General features: G+C 57.8%; 15 protein-coding genes. 12 read left to right on the top strand and 3 right to left on the bottom strand.

Annotation, left to right across the window (positions count from 1 at the left end; all coding sequences use genetic code 11):
• Window positions 1–199: 199 nt before the first annotated feature.
• A complete protein-coding gene (locus SK3146_RS34990) occupies window positions 200–331 on the bottom strand; it encodes a hypothetical protein (protein WP_259619081.1) in 132 nt (43 codons plus the stop codon).
• A 5-nt stretch (window positions 332–336) separates the two neighbouring features.
• Entirely contained in the window at window positions 337–534 is a 198-nt protein-coding gene (locus SK3146_RS07320; RefSeq protein ID WP_249864460.1) for a sporulation protein Cse60, read from the bottom strand.
• Between the two features lie 400 nt (window positions 535–934).
• Between SK3146_RS07320 and SK3146_RS07315 the strand changes: the two genes are divergently transcribed.
• The 10 genes from SK3146_RS07315 (at window position 935) to SK3146_RS07270 (ending at window position 13,410) form a co-directional block, all read left to right on the top strand.
• Entirely contained in the window at window positions 935–1,828 is an 894-nt protein-coding gene (locus SK3146_RS07315; RefSeq protein ID WP_249864459.1) for a LysR family transcriptional regulator, read from the top strand.
• Window positions 1,829–1,984: 156 nt separating this feature from the next.
• On the top strand, window positions 1,985–2,992 hold the full coding sequence (locus SK3146_RS07310) for an LLM class flavin-dependent oxidoreductase (RefSeq protein ID WP_249864458.1): 1,008 nt from the start codon (window positions 1,985–1,987) through the stop codon (window positions 2,990–2,992).
• A gap of 89 nt (window positions 2,993–3,081) precedes the next feature.
• Window positions 3,082–4,416, top strand: a complete 1,335-nt coding sequence (locus SK3146_RS07305) for an LLM class flavin-dependent oxidoreductase (RefSeq protein ID WP_249864457.1) — start codon at window positions 3,082–3,084, stop codon at window positions 4,414–4,416.
• A 72-nt stretch (window positions 4,417–4,488) separates the two neighbouring features.
• Entirely contained in the window at window positions 4,489–5,811 is a 1,323-nt protein-coding gene (locus SK3146_RS07300; protein WP_249864456.1) for an LLM class flavin-dependent oxidoreductase, read from the top strand.
• A 23-nt stretch (window positions 5,812–5,834) separates the two neighbouring features.
• Complete coding sequence (locus SK3146_RS07295) at window positions 5,835–7,484, top strand: ABC transporter substrate-binding protein (RefSeq protein WP_249864455.1); 1,650 nt, start codon at window positions 5,835–5,837, stop codon at window positions 7,482–7,484.
• 22 nt (window positions 7,485–7,506) lie between these two features.
• Complete coding sequence (locus SK3146_RS07290; RefSeq protein ID WP_249864454.1) at window positions 7,507–8,433, top strand: ABC transporter permease; 927 nt, start codon at window positions 7,507–7,509, stop codon at window positions 8,431–8,433.
• Window positions 8,434–8,560: 127 nt separating this feature from the next.
• The gene (locus SK3146_RS07285) at window positions 8,561–9,454 is read left to right on the top strand and encodes an ABC transporter permease (RefSeq protein WP_249864453.1); all 894 of its coding nucleotides are present in this window, start codon (window positions 8,561–8,563) and stop codon (window positions 9,452–9,454) included.
• Window positions 9,455–9,472: 18 nt separating this feature from the next.
• Complete coding sequence (locus SK3146_RS07280; RefSeq protein ID WP_249864452.1) at window positions 9,473–11,671, top strand: ABC transporter ATP-binding protein; 2,199 nt, start codon at window positions 9,473–9,475, stop codon at window positions 11,669–11,671.
• 42 nt (window positions 11,672–11,713) lie between these two features.
• Window positions 11,714–12,187, top strand: coding sequence for a DinB family protein (locus SK3146_RS07275; RefSeq protein WP_249864451.1), 474 nt, complete (start codon window positions 11,714–11,716; stop codon window positions 12,185–12,187).
• On the top strand, window positions 12,184–13,410 hold the full coding sequence (locus SK3146_RS07270) for a M20 metallopeptidase family protein (protein ID WP_249864450.1): 1,227 nt from the start codon (window positions 12,184–12,186) through the stop codon (window positions 13,408–13,410). Before SK3146_RS07275 ends, SK3146_RS07270 begins: the two co-directional genes overlap by 4 nt.
• Before the next feature lie 147 nt (window positions 13,411–13,557).
• Here SK3146_RS07270 and SK3146_RS07265 read toward each other — a convergent pair whose 3' ends face one another.
• Window positions 13,558–14,418, bottom strand: coding sequence for an aldo/keto reductase (locus SK3146_RS07265; protein ID WP_249864449.1), 861 nt, complete (start codon window positions 14,416–14,418; stop codon window positions 13,558–13,560).
• A gap of 363 nt (window positions 14,419–14,781) precedes the next feature.
• On the opposite strand from SK3146_RS07265, the gene SK3146_RS07260 reads away from it, so the two are divergent.
• Window positions 14,782–15,117, top strand: a complete 336-nt coding sequence (locus tag SK3146_RS07260; protein WP_249864448.1) for an ArsR/SmtB family transcription factor — start codon at window positions 14,782–14,784, stop codon at window positions 15,115–15,117.
• 118 nt (window positions 15,118–15,235) lie between these two features.
• Window positions 15,236–17,038, top strand: a complete 1,803-nt coding sequence (locus tag SK3146_RS07255; protein WP_249864447.1) for a SulP family inorganic anion transporter — start codon at window positions 15,236–15,238, stop codon at window positions 17,036–17,038.
• Window positions 17,039–17,215: the final 177 nt, after the last annotated feature.

The following is a 17,215-nucleotide window of genomic DNA, read 5'->3' as shown; positions in this document are numbered from 1 at the left end:
CGGTTTTACTTGGGGCTATGGGCGAGGAATAGTTGGAGAAGGAAACGGCCGTCTTGCGCGCTTTATACGGCGGGGACGGACGTTTCCTCGTTTTCTGCATCTTATAGTGAATGCGCTTCCATTGAGCAGCGAGACCCGAGCTCGGATTGTTCGGTCGAGACGAACGAACCTTCCGGCGGGTTGTGCACGCCTCTGTGGGCTACCAGACAATCCATATGACGACCAATACGGCCAAGGCGACAGAGGATAGGACCGATACGGCCAAGAAGAGAATTCGGAACAAGTTCTCGTTGTTGTTGGAGCTGTCATTGCGACGGGCATCACGATTCATTCAAACTAATCTCCAGTATTAGAAGTTCTGTACACGACCAGAATCGTGCTGCGTTGGTATTCGCTTTTATCGGGCTTGCTTTTGATTAACGTGCCGTAGCTGATGCTGACGAACTGCTCTTCTTTTAAGGTAGCCAAAAAATCGTTGGCTTTTCTTTCGGCATAGCTGCTGTCCGAATCGATAAATTCCTTGACTTGAATCATACTATCACCCTTCTCGATCATATTTTGCTGCACAGGAAGGATTAACCAATTAATGTAAAATGTCCCTGTATGCAGTAAGGCATTCCACCCTTGCATAAGGGGGAATGCCTATTAGTAGTAACATAACATAATGCCCGTCAAGAGTCAAACGAGATTTGTTCGAACCGGCGGTTCCGTTTTGTAAATAAGCCGCTTTCGAAAAAAGAGGAGAAAGTTGTAAAAATCATTGACAAAACGATGGACTGCTCATAAAATAAATACAACTAATCACATAGGAATTATCGGTATCCACCGGAACGACTGGAGATACATAGGCCTCGATAGAGAAGGGGCAGATGTGTCTTTTTTGTTTTTGCCAAAAAAAGATCAGGTCATAGAAAACGATAGGAGGCCCGCAGCAATGAATCTGGATCATATCGAGGCTTTCGTGTATGTCATTCATTTTAACAGCTTCAATAAAGCGGCCGACGCTTTGTTTCTGTCTCAGCCTTCCGTATCGGCGCGAATTCAGGCGCTGGAGAGAGAGCTGGACGCGAAGCTGTTCGAACGGGAGGGAAGGCATTTTACGCTGACGGAAAAAGGCAAGCAGTTTCTCCCCTACGCTCAGCAAATATTGCAGGCGATGAAGAAGGGCAAGCAGCAGCTGCAGCAGATGAGAGCGGAGCTGCATGAGCTGAGAATAGGCTGCACGGTGTCCGTATCCAATTATATCGTACCGGAAATATTGCCGCTGCTGAAACTCCGATATCCGAATGTTCAGATCAAGCTGATTACCGCTTCCAGCGAGGCGATCATGGAGAAGCTGGTCAATAAAGAGATCGAGCTGGGGCTTGTGCGCAACCTGACGCATCCGCATGTCGACTCGGTCAAATTCTGCGAAGATCCGATCCGGCTGTTTGTTCATGAGGGGCATCCGTTTATCGGCATGAAGGAGGTGACGATGGAGGATGTCGGCAGCCAGCCGTTAGTGTTTTTTGAATGCGGCTCGCTCGATTGGATGAAGATTCACCGCCTGTTCGACGCGCTAGACCAGCCGCCGAATATCGAATTCCATGTCGATAATCTGGAAACCGCGAAGAAGCTGGTTCTGAAACAAGTCGGCATCAGCTTCCTGCCGTCGCTCTCCGTCGCCAAGGAACGGGAGGAAGGGCGGCTGTTTCCGATCGACGTTCCGTCTCTGGCCAGCCTTTCTTTGCGGACGAATCTAATTGCGCTAAAAGGGGAATGCACGGAGTTCTATTCAGCCGTTCTAGATATCGGAAGGACGATTCAGGCGGAGTCGGCGCTTCGATAAAATATTTTCGATAAAATGTTTCGATTCAACAATAGAAAAGCCTTATTATCCGGGCCGTTGACGCTCTATAAGGGCGATGCTAAGCTTTAGGCATGACATCAAAACCGATAAAACCAATAGGATATATGGTTATTTATTCTTAAGGAGGTGCAAGCCGTGGGACTTAAGCTAAGCATCCTGGATCAGAGCCCGATCGGCGAACGGGAAACGGCGGAAGAGGCGTTCCGCCATACGGTGGAGCTGGCGAAGAAAGCCGAACAGCTCGGCTATTACCGGTTTTGGGTTTCGGAGCATCACGATTCCGAAGCGTTGGCAGGCTCGTCTCCGGAAGTGCTGATAGCCTACCTGCTGGCCCATACCGAGCGTATTCGCATCGGCTCCGGCGGGGTGATGCTGCAGCATTACAGCCCTTATAAAGTGGCTTTCAACGTGCTATCGTCCCTGGCCCCGGGACGCGTCGATCTGGGCATCGGGCGCGCGCCCGGAGGGCTTCCGCGCTCGACCAAAGCGCTGCAGCAGGGAAGCGGGCAGTACGCCCAGCCGCTGGAGGCGAAGCTGGCGGAGCTGGAGCAGTACTTGCATCACCGGCTGCCTGAAGGACATCCGCTGCACGGGGTTAAGGCCGCACCGCTGCCGCAAAAGCCGCCCGAGCTGTACTTGCTCGGCACGAGCATCTCCAGCGCGCAGCTGGCGGCAAGATCGGGCGTTCCTTATGTGTTCGCCCGATTCATTAACGGCGACGAGCACATCGCAGAGCAGGCGCTGCTCGAATACCGCTCGCAGTTTACGTCCCGCGGAAGCGAACAGCCGCAGGCGCTTATGGCGGTGTCCGCGATCGTGACCGAGTCGGATGCGGAAGCCGAGGCGCTGGCGGCCGGTTCGAAGCATGTCAAGATCCACCTGGAGAGCGGCCGAACGATCAATGTCAAAAGCCTGGAGGCCGCCGAAGAATACGGACGGCAAACCGATGAGAAATTCACGGTAGAGGTGAAGGACGCCCCGATCATTTACGGCTCCAAGCATACCGTCCGCCGCCAGTTGCAGGAATTGCAGCAGCGGCACGGCATCGATGAGCTGATCGTGGTTGTCTCGATGAAAGGCTTTGCCGCACGGCTTCGCGCTTACGAGCTGCTGCAGGAGGCGTTCGCCGAACAGCCTGTATAAAAGTATAGGGCCGAGAGCCTAACCAAGAAAGATCCGTTCAGACGAACCGGCGAACCGTTCAAAACCACATTTTACGAGGAGGCATTACGATGACAGCACAAAGAAAGATCAAATTCGGAGCGATTATTCACGGGGTAGGCGGTAATATGGGAGCCTGGAGACATCCCGATGCGATTGCCGACGCCAGCGTCAACTTTGACTTCTATAAACAGCAGGCGCAAAAAGCGGAAGCCGGCAAGTTCGATCTCGTCTTTATCGCCGACGGCTTATATATTAACGAGAAATCGCTCCCGCATTTCTTGAACCGGTTCGAGCCGATCACGATCTTGTCGGCGCTCGCCGCCGTGACGTCCCGGATCGGGCTGGTCGGCACCTTGTCGACTTCGTACAGCGAGCCGTTCACCGTGGCCAGACAGTTCGCGTCGCTGGATCATATCAGTCACGGGCGCGCGGGCTGGAACGTGGTGACTTCCCCGCTCGAAGGCTCGGCGCTGAACTTCAGCAAGACGATCGAGCAGCATCCGAACCATCCGACACGGTACCGGATTGCCTCGGAATATTTGCAAGTGACCAAGGGGCTGTGGGATTCCTGGGAGGACGATGCATTTATCCGGGATAAAGAGTCCGGCGTATTTTTCGATCCGAACAAACTGCACCGGCTTGACCATCAAGGCGAGTTTTTCTCCGTGCAGGGTCCGCTGAACATCGCCAGATCGAAGCAAGGCCAGCCGGTTATTTTCCAGGCGGGCTCTTCGGAGGACGGGAAAAATTTGGCGGCGCGGGAAGCCGACGCGATCTTCACCGGGCATCCTGCGCTTGCCGACGCGCAGCGGTTTTATCAGGATGTGAAGGGCCGGGCCGCTTCGCTCGGGCGGAACCCGGACGACATCGTCATTTTGCCCGGCATCAGTCCGATCATCGGGCAAACCGCGGAGGAAGCCGAACGCAAATATGAGGAGATCGCTAACCTGGTGACGATTGAGAAAGCGCTGGATTACTTGGGCCGTTATTACGATCATCACGATTTTACGCAGTATCCGCTCGACGAGCCGTTCCCGGAACTGGGCGAGCTTGGCCAAAACAGCTTCCGCAGCACGACCGACCGCATCAAAAGACAGGCTAAGGAGCAGGGCTTGACGCTTCGTCAGGTGGCGATCCGGGAGGCGACGCCGAAGACGCAGTTTATCGGCACTCCCGAGCAGGTCGCCGATCTCGTGCAGGAATGGTTCGAAGGACGGGGAGCGGACGGGTTTATCGTCGGTTCGAGCGTGCCTAACGGCTTGAACGATTTCGTCGATTACGTCGTGCCGATTTTGCAGGAACGGGGCATTTACCGTACGGAATACGAAGCGGATACGCTGCGCGGTAATTTGGGGCTGCCTTTCCCGGTGAACCGCTATGCGAAGGAAACCGTCGCCAAATAAGCGGCGGGTTCTTCTGGGGCCGGAGGCAGTTGAAACGGGCATATGTTAAGGATCATGAAGGAGGAAGCGTATATGGCAGGCGGAAGAAAGCTGCAATTCGGCGCGGGTTTAAGAGGGCCGGGAGGCAATATGGCGGGATGGAGACATCCCGATGCGGTGGCCGACGCAAGCACCAATTTTGCATACTACACGAAACTGATCCAAAAAGCCGAGGAGGGCAAGCTGGACTTCGCCTTTATCCCCGACGGGCTGTACATTAACGAGAAGTCGATTCCGTTCTTCTTGAACCGGTTTGAGCCGGTCACGATCTTATCGGCGCTGGCCGCCGTCACTTCGCGGATCGGGCTGGTCGCTACGCTGTCCACCTCGTACAGCGAGCCGTTCACGGTCGCCAGACAGTTCGCTTCGCTCGATCAGATCAGCGGGGGGCGGGCCGGCTGGAACGTGGTGACTTCTCCGCTGGAGGGCTCGGCGGCCAACTACAGCAAGGCGGAGCATCCGGCGCATGAGAAACGGTACCGGATCGCTTCCGAGTTCATTCGGGTCGCCAAAGGGCTGTGGGATTCCTGGGAGGACGACGCTTTTGTCCGGGACAAAGAGACGGGGGTGTTCTTTGATCCGGATAAACTGCATCGGCTTGATCATCAGGGCGAGTTTTTCTCCGTGCAGGGCCCGCTGAATATCGGCCGGTCCAGGCAAGGGCGCCCGATCGTGTTCCAGGCCGGTTCGTCGGACGACGGGCGCGATCTGGCGGCGCAGGAAGCGGATGCCGTGTACACGAATCCCGAGTCGCTGGAAGCGGCGCAAGCTTTTTACCGCGACGTGAAAAACAGGGCGGCCGCCTACGGCAAAGCGCCGGAGGACATCGTCATTCTGCCCGGCCTGAACCCGATCATCGGGGAGACGGAAGAAGACGCCGAACGCAAATACCGGGAGGTCGCAGGCCTGGTCACGATACAGGATGCGCTCAATTTCCTGGGCCGCTTCTTCGATCATCACGATTTTGCGCAGTACCCGCTCGACGAACCGTTCCCGGATTTAGGCGGGCTTGGCGACAATCAATTCCGGGCGACGACGGAGCAGATCAAGCGGCTCGCCAGAGAGAACGGTCTGACGCTGCGCGAAACGGCGCTGAGGGTGACGACGAAGAAGAGCGAGTTCAGCGGCACGGCCGAGCAGGTGGCGGACCGGATTCAAGCCTGGTTCGAAGCGGAGGCCGCCGACGGATTTATTCTCGGCGAAGCTTATCCGGGCGCGCTGCATGAATTTGTCGATCAAGTCATTCCCATTTTGCAAGAGCGGGGCTTGTTCCGAACGGAGTATGAGGCGGATACGCTGCGCGGTAATTTAGGGCTTAAATACCCAGTGAATCGATATGTAAAAGGGGTTTTATAATGACAGAGCGGAGTGGACTTATTATGAAAACAATCCATTGGTTAAAATATGTCGCTGTAGCGTCCGTCCTTATGCTGGTGCTATCCGGCTGCGCGGGAGGGGCGAACCCGAACCCGTCGGCAAACTCGGCGGGCGCTGCGCAGGGAAGCGGCGGGGCGGCTGCTCCGGGAGGCGAGCTCAGCTTCGCGCTGGCGACTTCGCCGGATACGCTGGACCCTCACCGAAGCGGTCTGGCCGTAGCGGTGCGGGTAATCCGGACGATCTACGACAGCTTGGTCGTCCAGCTGCCGGACGGCACGATCAAGCCGTGGCTTGCCACCGAATGGACGGTCTCGCCGGACGGCAAGAGCTACACGTTCAAGCTGCGCCAAGACGTGAAATTCCACGACGGCACGCCGTTTAACGCCGAGGCGGTGAAGTTCAATTACGACCGCATTATCGATCCGCAGACGAAGGCGAGCAACGCCTTGGCGCTGATCAGACCGTACCAATCCTCGGAGGTTATCGACGAATATACGATCAAGCTGAATCTGGAGACGCCGTCCGCCGCCTTTCTCGGCAATCTGAGCCAGGCGCTGCTCGGCATCGTGTCGCCGACGGCGGCGAAGAAGTACGGCGACGAATTCGGCAAGCATCCGGTCGGAAGCGGCCCGTTCACGTTCGTGAAATGGAACGAGAATGCCGACATTCAAGTGGCGAAGAACCCCGAGTACCGTTGGGCGCCGGAAATCGTTGAGAATAAAGGGCAGGCGTCTTTGGATGCCATTGCGTTCAAGATCGTGCCGGAGGAAGCGACGAGAATCGGCAGCGTGCAGAGCGGGCAGGTGCTGGCCGCCGAGACGGTTCCGCCGCAAAACGTGCTTGCGCTGAAAAGCGATCCGAAAACCCAGCTCATCCAGGTAAATACGGTGGGATTGCCGTACACGCTCTTCTTTAACCAGAGACGGGCTCCGTGGAATGAAGTGAAGGCAAGGCAGGCCGTTCAGTACGCCGTCGACGTCGATGCGATTGTCAAAACGTTGTACCTCGGCACGTACCCCCGCGCCTGGTCCGCGTTGACGCCGGGAATATTCGGCTATGACGCTTCGCTGGAAAATACGCTGAAGCCGGATTTGGCCAAGGCCAATAAGCTGCTCGACGAGCTGGGCTGGGCGAAGGGGGCGGACGGCATCCGCGAGAAGGACGGCAAGAAGCTGACGCTGCATTACGTGGACGGATCGCCGAACCGGGAGAAGCGCAACGATATCGCGGTGATGATCCAGCAGCAATTGAAGCAGGTCGGCATCGCCGTTGAGGTGGAGATTACGAAGGATACCGCGACCGTCGTCTACAAGAACGGCGCTCACGATCTGTACGGCAACAGTCAGGTGAACTCCGATCCCGACGCGCTTCGCAACTTTTACCATACGCAGGACCCGAAAGCGACCAAATTGACGATTGCCGGCGTATCCGATCCGCAGCTGGACGAATGGCTGGAGCAGGGCACCGTAGAGCTGGATGCGAGCAAGCGGAAGGATATTTACAAGAAGGTTCAGCATTACCTGATCGATAACGCGGTCATCCTGCCGATCTATGTGTTTCCGTATACGGTCGCCGCGTCCAAAAACGTCAAAGGCTTAAAGTTCGATTCGCTCGGATATCCGCTGTTTAACGACGTTACCGTAGTGAAATAACGAATAGAAGGAGTCCGTGGATATGGCCAAGACGATGATAGAACGGTTCATTACCTCTTTGCTGGTCGTAGCGGGATCGATGGTGCTCGTATTTTGCATCATCTACGTGCTCCCGGGCGATCCGGTTCTTTCGATGCTTGATCCGGCTTCGGCGACTCCGGAAATGATCGCGAATCTGCGCCATCAGCTTGGTCTGGATCAGCCCTTCTACGTGCAGTTCGGCCGTTATTTCGCCGGGGTGCTTCACGGCGATTTCGGCAGGTCGATGATCAACAGCGATCCCGTGCTGCCGAAAATTGTGACTCATTTCCCGGCTACGCTCGGGCTAACGCTGGCGAGCACGCTCATCTCCGTCGTGCTCGGCGTGCTGCTCGGCGTGTTGTCGGCCATCCACCGCAACAAGTGGATCGATATCGTCGCCCGCTTGGTGGGACTGTTCGGCATCTCGATGCCGACATTCTGGTCCGGCATTCTGCTGATTCTGATCTTCTCCGTTTCACTCGGCTGGTTTCCTGCCATGGGCTCGGAGGGGCTGGCGACGCTGGTCCTCCCGTCCCTGACTTTGGGCATTGTCGGTGCGGGCTTTATCGTGCGCATGGTGCGCAACAGCATGCTCGAGGTGATCGGCGAGCCGTTCATCGTGACGCTCCGTTCCAAGGGCTTGCCGGAGCGGGCGGTGATGTACCGTCATGCGCTGCGCAACGCGCTCATTCCGGCCATTACGATCATCGGCATTCATATCGGCGATTTGATGGCGGGCACCGTTGTCGTAGAGACGGTATTTTCGAGACAGGGGATCGGCAGAATCATCGCGGACGCCATTATGGCCAAAGATTTGCCGGTCGTGCAGGGGGTCGTCTTTTTCTCGGCGCTGGTGTATGTCGCGGTCAATTTTCTGGTCGATCTCTCGTATTCGCTTATCGATCCGCGGGTGCGGCGTTCGCATTAATGCAGCGTTCCCCTTGGAGCACTGTTTGCATTAGAAAATCGTTCGCATTAGAACACCGTTCATATTAGAAAACCGTTCAACGGAACGCGATACTTTACCACCAAGCTTGTTTAGGAGGGACACGGTTATGAAGGAAGTGATATCCGCCAAGACCGTATGGAAGGAGAGGAGGCTGCGGACCTCCTTATCCAGGCCTGCAAGGAAGGCTGCTGCCTCCGAGCTGTTCGTATACGGCGCGGGCCTCGTCATCTTGTTTATTCTCGCCTGCGCCCTGTTCCCGAAAGGGATTGCGCCTTATGCGCCGACGCAGATGTTTGCCGATAGCATCCTGCAGCCGCCGAGCCGGGCGCATCTGCTCGGAACGGATTATTTCGGAAGAGACGTATTCAGTCTCGTCGTGTACGGCAGCCGGGATTCGCTGTTCATCGGCGTCGCCTCGGTGCTGGTCGGCGGTTTGCTCGGAGGAACGATAGGAGCCGTATCCGGTTATATCGGCGGCGTCCCGGATATGATCCTGATGCGGTTTATCGAGGTGCTGATGACGATTCCCGGCATTTTGCTCGCGCTGGCTATAGCCGCCGCTTTGGGCCCGCACCTGTTCAACATCGTCTTCGCGGTCGCCGTCTCGGCGGTGCCTGGCTATGCCAGGGTGATGCGCGGGCAAATCCTCAGTATGAAGCATCGCCCGTTCGTGACGGCCTCGCGCTCTATCGGAGCTTCCCCGCTGCGCATGTTCTGGTGGCATGTGCTGCCGAACGCCTGGTCCCCGCTGCTCGTCATGGCGACGATCGGACTCGGCTCGGCGATTCTCGTCGGCTCCGGGCTGAGCTTCCTCGGGCTCGGCGTGCTGAAGGAAATTCCCGATTGGGGAGCGCTTCTCTCCCAGGGCAGAGGATATTTGACCGTCGCCTGGTGGATCGCCACCTTTCCCGGTCTGGCGATTACGTTATTCGTGCTATCCGTCAATCTCATCGGCGACAGGCTGAGGGACGCCTTGGACCCGAAGAAAAGCAGAGCATAATACAGGAGGTGGCTCACCATGAATCAACTGCTCGACATTCAGCATTTGTCCGTCGACTTTAGGACGCCCAAGGGCGTGCTCACCGCCATAACGGATGTGACTTTGCACATGCAGCCCGGCGAAACGGTATGCCTTGTCGGGGAGTCGGGAAGCGGCAAGACGATCACCTCCAAATCGGTGATGCGGCTGGTGGACTTCGAGAACGGAAGCATCGGCGGCGGCAGCATCCTGCTGGACGGCGTCGATCTGACCGCGCTGCCGGAGCGGGAGCTTAGAGCCTTAAGGGGCAAAAAGATGGCGATGGTGTTTCAGGAGCCGATGGCCGCGTTCGATCCGGTGTTCACGATCGGCAGCCAGATCGTCGAATCGATTCTCGAGCATGAGCAGGTCGGCAAAGCGGAGGCATGGCGGCGCGCCGTTTATCTGCTCGGCAGAGTCGGCATACCGGAGCCGGAGCTGCGCATGAAGCAGTACCCGAATGAACTGTCGGGAGGCATGCTGCAGCGGGCGATGATCGCCATGGCGCTGGCCTGCGGGCCGGAGCTATTGATCGCCGACGAGCCGACGACGGCGCTCGATGTGACGATTCAGGCGCAAATTTTGCACTTGCTGCAGGAGCTGAAGCAGGAATTTCGCATGTCGATCCTGCTGATCACGCATGATATGGGCATCGCCGCCGAAATGGCGGACCGCATCATCGTGATGTACGCCGGAACGGTCGTCGAGCAGGCGACCGTCTACCAGCTGTTCGAGCAGCCGCATCATCCGTATACGCGGGGGCTGCTGCAATCGATTACGACGATGGACAGCGACCGCAGCGGCAAGCTGTTCTCGATCGAGGGCTCGATTCCGAATTTGGCGGAGATGCCGGCAGGCTGCCGGTTTCATCCGCGCTGCCCTTATGCGACGGACCGGTGCGCCAAGGACAGCCCGCCGTTATTCCATGTGAACGGTCGACAATCCGCCTGCTGGCATGCCGAGGAGCTCGTCCGGTCCGAAGCTTGGCAAGCCTCGGGCGCTGCGGCCGGAGCTGCAGGGTCTGCACGGGAAGATGGGACGGCGGCAGGCCGCTCTTTGCAAGAGACCGCTTGGCGTGACGGCGCCCCCGAGACCGCAGTATCGTCCCGATCCGGGGCTGTGGCCGAATCGGAGGCTGAAAAGGTTAATCCAATTTTTACCAATCAGTCAAAACTCGCGCCGCCGTTATCCGCCGCCGAAGCTTTTTCATCCGACGGGGCAGCGAAGGAGCGCGGCAATCTATTCGAAGTGCAGGGACTGCATAAATATTATCCGCTGAAAAAAAGTTTGCTGAGTCGTCCGGCCGCATACATCCGCGCCGTCGACGACGTTTCCTTCACGATCCGCAAAGGCGAAACCTTCGGCCTCGTCGGCGAATCCGGCAGCGGCAAATCGACGCTGGGACGCCTCCTGCTGCAGCTGGAGAAGGCGACCCAAGGAAGCGTGCTGTTTCAGGGAACGGATTTGTCGGCGCTGCGTGCCGCAGGCTTGCAGGAAGCCCGCAGAAACATGCAGATGATCTTCCAGGACCCTTACGGCTCGGTCAATCCGCGCTGGAAGGTCGGAGACATCATCGCCGAACCGTTCAGGGTGCACGAGGCGTCCATAAGCGGCGCGGAGAAGCGCCGCAGGGCGGAGGAGCTGCTGCAGGCGGTGGGGCTCAATCCGGCCTGGCATGACCGCTACCCGCATGAGTTCTCCGGCGGACAGCGGCAGCGGATCGGGATCGCCCGGGCGATTGCGCTCCGGCCGCAATTTATTCTCGCCGACGAGGCGGTTTCGGCGCTCGACGTGTCGGTGCAAGCGCAGATCGTCAATCTGATGCAGGACTTGCAGAGACGGCTCGATCTGACCTATTTGTTCATCGCGCACGGGCTCAATATCGTCAGGCATATTTCCGACCGGATCGGCGTGATGTATTTGGGCAAGCTGGTCGAGATCGCGCCGAGCGAGGAGCTGTTCCGGCATCCGGCCCATCACTACACCCGGGGGCTGATTTCTTCCATTCCTGCGGCCGATCCGACCCGCAAGCGCGAATGGATTTCGATACAAGGGGAGATTCCGTCCCCTGCGAACCCTCCGGCCGGCTGCCGCTTTCACACGAGATGCCCGGCGGCAACGGCACGCTGCCGGGAGTTGCAGCCGGAGCTGACCCAAGTGGCGCCGGACCATTGGGCGGCCTGCCATTATCCGGTCTGAGCGCCGGCAGCTAACGATACCGAATTACGGGAGGAATTTACGATGAGTTACAATCAACAAGTCATTGATTTGGCAGCTTATACCGATACGTACCGCCAGTTGAAGGAAGCGATCGCAGGACTGAGCGAGGAGCAGCTGAAATATAAACCGGCTCCCGACAAGTGGAGCGTGACCGAGGTGCTGTCGCATTTGGCCGATCACAGCATCGTGTTTTCGTTTCGCGTTCGCAAGATCATTTCCGAAGACAACGCGCAGCTGGCGGCGTTTCAGCAGGACCCTTGGGTCAGCCGGTCCAGGGCGAACAAGGGCTCCGCTTCCGATATTCTGGACGCGTTCGGGGCGCTGCTTGCCTATAACAAGCTGCTGTTCCAGCGATTGTCCGCCGAAGATTGGGCCAGATCGGGCGCGAATTTCAAGGGCGAGACGGTTACGCTGGAAAGCTCATTGCTCGCCTTTATCCGCCATGTGCAGACCCATCTGGGGCAGATCGAGCGCATTAAGAGCGCGCTGGCATGAGCGGCGAAGCGATCTTAGCGTATGCCGACACGCTGGAGGAGGAGCTCGTCGCCATTCGGCGGGATTTGCACCGGCATCCGGAGCTGCTCTACGATGTGCATCGGACCGCGGCCAAGGTCGCCGGTCTGCTCGAGGAATGGGGGCTGGAGGTCCGGCGCGGTGTCGGACGGCATTTCGGCATGGGCGTCGTCGGCATTCTTCGCGGGCGGGCGGAAGGACGAACCGTCCTGCTGCGGGCAGATATGGACGCGCTGCCCATTCAGGAGGAGAATGACGCGGCGTACAAGTCCCGCCATGAAGGGGTCATGCATGCGTGCGGCCATGACGCTCATACGGCGATGCTGCTCGGGGCCGCCAAGGCGCTCAGCCGGTTTCGGGAGGAGCTGCGCGGCACCGTGAAGTTCGTGTTCCAGCCTGCGGAGGAAGGGGCCAGACCGGTTCCCGAGGACGGACGGCTGCTCAGCGGAGGCCGGAATATGATCGAGGACGGCATCCTCGAAGGCGTGGACGCAGGCTACGCGTTCCACGTTTGGCCGGAGCTGCCTATAGGCACCGTCGGCGTTCACCGCCAATACGCGATGGCGGCTTCCTATCATTTCACCGTCCAATTCCACGGCGTCACCGGCCATCACAGCACCCCGCACCAAGCGGTGGACGCCATCGTCATGGCGGCCCAATTCATCGGCGAGATCAAGGTGGCAATGTCCACCGAGCTGAACCCGATGGAGCCGGCCGTGCTGTCCTACGGCACGCTGCGCGCCGGCAGCGCGCATAATGCGATAGCGGATCACGCCGTGCTCACCGGCACGTTCCGCGCCTTCGACAAGGAGACGATCCTCCGGATTGTGCATGCGCTGGAGCATCGCGCCGGGGCGGTCGCCGCCTCGTTCGGCGGCCGCAGCGATGTCCGCCTGCGGGAGGGGACGCCGCTGCGCAACGATCCGCGGGCGGTCCGGCAGGTGCAGGCCGCCGGCGCGAAGGTGTTCGGCGAAGCGAACACGCTGCTGCTCGATGCGCCGAGCCTGGCCGGCGAAGATTTCGCCTGGTATTTGGAGCGCATACCGGGGGCCTTCGTCTTTATCGGCGCCGGGAACGCGGAGCGGGGAATCGTTCATCCCGTTCATCATCCGCGGTTCGACGTAGATGAACGGGTGCTGGCGTACGGCGCCAAGCTGCATATTCAGCTGGCGAGACAAGCCCTGGAGGAAGATTGGACGAATTGAAAGGACGCCCGAAAATTAGAAGGAGGAAGCCCCGGCAGCGGGACTTCCTCCTTCTTTGCATTGCTATTTGCTCGGGTGGTTGGCCATCCGCAGCTTGTCCGGCGGCGACGGTCAGACCAGCGCCCAGCCGATCTCGCCCGAGGCGCTTTAGGACCGCTCGTACCACTGGCCGGACGTCCAGCCGCTCGCTTTCCAGCGCAGCACGTCCGGGTTGGCGAGATGCATGATTTGCTTGAAAAACTCCAGCCGTTCCGTATCGCCGAAAGGCGTGAAGCTTCTGGCTGCGGCCAAATTCCGCTCAAGCTGCTCCATCGATTCCATTCCGACGATAGTCGTCGATACGGGCAGCGACAGCGTATAGCGCAGCGCCTGCTCGTACCAGGGAGCCAGCTTGCCGAGCGCGAACACTTTCATCCCGATGACCGCCACCCCGCGTTCGACCGCCTTGGGCACAAACTCATGAGCGAAGCTGTAAATGAAGTGATCGGCTGCGGAGAGAGCGACCAAGGCGCTGTCGAATGGGAAGCGGTCGATCGCCTCCAGCTGCACCTGCGGGTTCGTATGCCCGCTGATGCTTATTTTACGGACGATGCCTTGTTCCTTGGCCTCGAGCAGCGCTTCCATCGCTCCGCCTTTGGCAAAGCATTGATCGAGCTCTTCCCGCGTCATAATATTGTGCAGCCGCCATTCGTCGACATGGTCGGTCTGCAGCCGGTTCAGGCTCGCTTCGAGCAGCCTCCGCGACCCGTCCCGGGTCCGGTCATGCGTTTTCGTCGCAATCCATACTTCATGCCGCCGGGAGCGCAGCGCCTTGCCCAGCCGTTCCTCCGACTGCCCGTTCGAATAGCTCGGAGCCGTGTCAAAGTAGGTGATTCCTTCATCCACGGCCCGGTTTACGATCCGGATCGCTTCCTCTTCAGTGCAATGATGCTCGTCCACAATTCTTTGCGCGCCGAAGCTGAGCAGCGGGAAGGACCGGCCGGTTGCGCCGAATGGTCTGATTTCCAAAACGTATCACTCCTTGATAATCGGGGATGGTAGTTCGTTCTTATTCCTCTTCGTCCCATTTGCGCGAGTAAGCTTTTTTCGTTACCCAGAACGTTAATCCGCATACGATGGCGATAACTATGACGCCTAATACTATCGTCGAGCCAATTCCCATGAGCTTGAGCTCCTCCGTTCGCCGGCCTGCTTGCCTTAAGATTTGAATTTCACATGATTTGAATATATGGGTATTATAAAGCATACGCCTGCAATACTCAATGAAGCCGAAGGCGCTGCCGCCCGCGAGGATTCTTCTTCAGTTGAACGGCGATCATTTTATGATATGATATTATTTATACTTGGAATGGATGAGGAGAATCAATCCGTATGAATTATGAACTGCAGCAATTTAAGGCCGATTTTTTCAAGGCGTTGGCCCATCCGATGCGCATCCGTATTCTGGAGCTGCTGTCCGAAGGAGACAAAAGCGTGAATGAAATTCAAGCGCTGATCGGCAGCGAAGGCTCGGCCGTCTCCCAGCAGCTAGCCATCTTAAGAAGCAAAAATGTCGTCTACGGAAGCAAAGAAGGGACGACCGTCATATACAGCTTGCGCGATCCCCTGGTCAAGGATTTGCTGCAGGTGGCCAAGCGTATTTTCGACAATCATCTGGTCGGGGCGATCTCTCTGCTTGAGAGTATGCGCACTTCGGACCCTACATAATACGTAAAACGGATCTTATCGCTAAGAATCAATGTCAATCAGGCATTGTTTTTTTTTGCTCATAATCCTATTATATTCATATATTCAAATAATCAAATATAAGAAAAGAAGGGCTGTTATGAAGTGGTCGGGAAGATTCGAGGGATATCGTCTGCACATGCTGCGCAAAGATTTGGTGTCGGGGCTTATTGTCGGTATCGTGGCCATTCCGCTCGGAATGGCCTTCGCCATTGCATCCGGTGCGAAGCCGCAGTTCGGGATTTATACGACGATCGTTGCCGGAATACTGATTTCTTTGCTTGGCGGATCGAAGTTTCAAATCGGGGGACCGACGGGGGCGTTTATTCCGATTCTGTTCGCCATCGTGCTTCAATACGGTTATGAGAAGCTGCTGATCGCCGGCTTTATGGCCGGGATATTTCTTGTGCTGATGGGGCTGCTGAGGCTCGGGGCGCTCATCCGCTATATACCGCGGCCGGTTACCGTAGGCTTTACTTCCGGGATCGCGGTCATTATTTTCTCCGGCCAGATCGGCAGCTTTCTAGGGTTAACCGGCATGGAACGGCATGAGGATTTCGCTTCGAACATGAAGGAAATCGCCGCTCACCTGCACACGATCAATCCGTGGAGCGTCTTGACGGCGCTGCTCAGCCTGGCGGTGCTGCTGATCGTGCCCCGAATCCATTCGAAAATTCCCGGCTCTCTAGTGGGATTGATCCTTTCGGGCATTGTCGCGGCCGTCTTCTTCAGCGGCAAGGTGGCGACCATCGGCTCGGCGTATGGGGACATTCCGAGCGTTCTTCCCGCGCTGCAGCTTCCGCAGCTGACCTGGGGTACGGTCAAGGAGCTGATCGCTCCGGCCTTGGTCATCGCGCTGCTCGGCGGCATCGAATCGCTGCTTTCGGCGGTCGTTGCCGACGGGATGACGGGAAGCCGGCATAACAGCAACCGCGAGCTGATAGGGCAGGGGATCGCCAATATGGTGACGCCGCTGTTCGGGGGCATTCCGGCGACCGGAGCGATAGCCCGTACCGCCACGAATATTAAGAACGGAGCGGCATCTCCGCTGTCCGGGGTCATTCACGGCGTCGTCGTGCTGTGCATACTGCTTGCCTTTGCCCCTTACGCCTCGCTCATTCCGCTGGCCAGCATGGCGCCCATCCTGATGGTCGTCGCCTGGAATATGAGCGAGCGCAAAGAATTCATTCATGTGCTGAAGACGAAAACCGGCGATTCATTGGTGCTGCTGGTGACCTTTCTGCTTACGGTATTTACGGAGCTGACGACGGCGGTGGAGGCGGGGCTGGTGCTGGCCGTCATTTTGTTCGTCAAACGGATGAGCGACGTCCACAAGGTCGCCAAGGTGCTTCCCGATCCGGCGATGAAGCATGAGAAAATGCGGGATTATATGGTGAGCGACAAGCACGATTGCCCGCAAATCAGCATTTATACGATTGAAGGGCCGCTGTTTTTCGGGGCCGCCGCTATATTCGAGAAGACGATGACGGATGCGGTTCCCGAGCATACCAAGCTGCTGGTGCTGCGGCTGGGCAAGGTGCCGTTCCTCGACTCGACGGGAGAATATAACCTGAGCAGGCTGGTGAAACGGTTCGCGGATTTGGGAGGGACCGTGCTGCTCACGGGCGTTCAGCCCCAGCCGCGGGCGTATTTGCGCAGAACCGGCCTGGAGGCGGTTGTCGGGGCCGATCATTTCTTCGAGCATACCGGCGAGGCGATCGATTATGCGCTCGGGAAGCTTGATCGCGATCGCTGCCTGGGCTGCCCGTATCGGGCATTTCGCGAGTGCGAGGCATTGTCCGCTGTGCCGCCGGTCAAAGCACGGGAAGAAATAGCGGCGTCGGGACGCAGCCTGAAGCGGGCGGCGGGCAAGCTGCCGGACGGTCCGGGAGTTACTTACTGAGCGGCCGGGAGCGAAGCCATGCTCAAATGCAATAGGGATGCGGAGGACGCAGCCCGAGCGATTCTGCCGGGGCGTCCTTTTCTCATTTGTAACAGGCTCCACGAAAGATTGGGATTTGTATACTGCGGAGTTATAAAAAGAGCAGGATTACAACTTTGAGCGATGGCTGGAGCTTGC

The sequence above is a fragment of the Paenibacillus konkukensis genome (assembly GCF_023523925.1).
Lineage (GTDB): Bacteria > Bacillota > Bacilli > Paenibacillales > NBRC-103111 > Paenibacillus_S > Paenibacillus_S doosanensis.
Note: the sequence above shows the minus strand (reverse complement) of the source record. Positions and strands in the feature narration are given on the sequence as shown.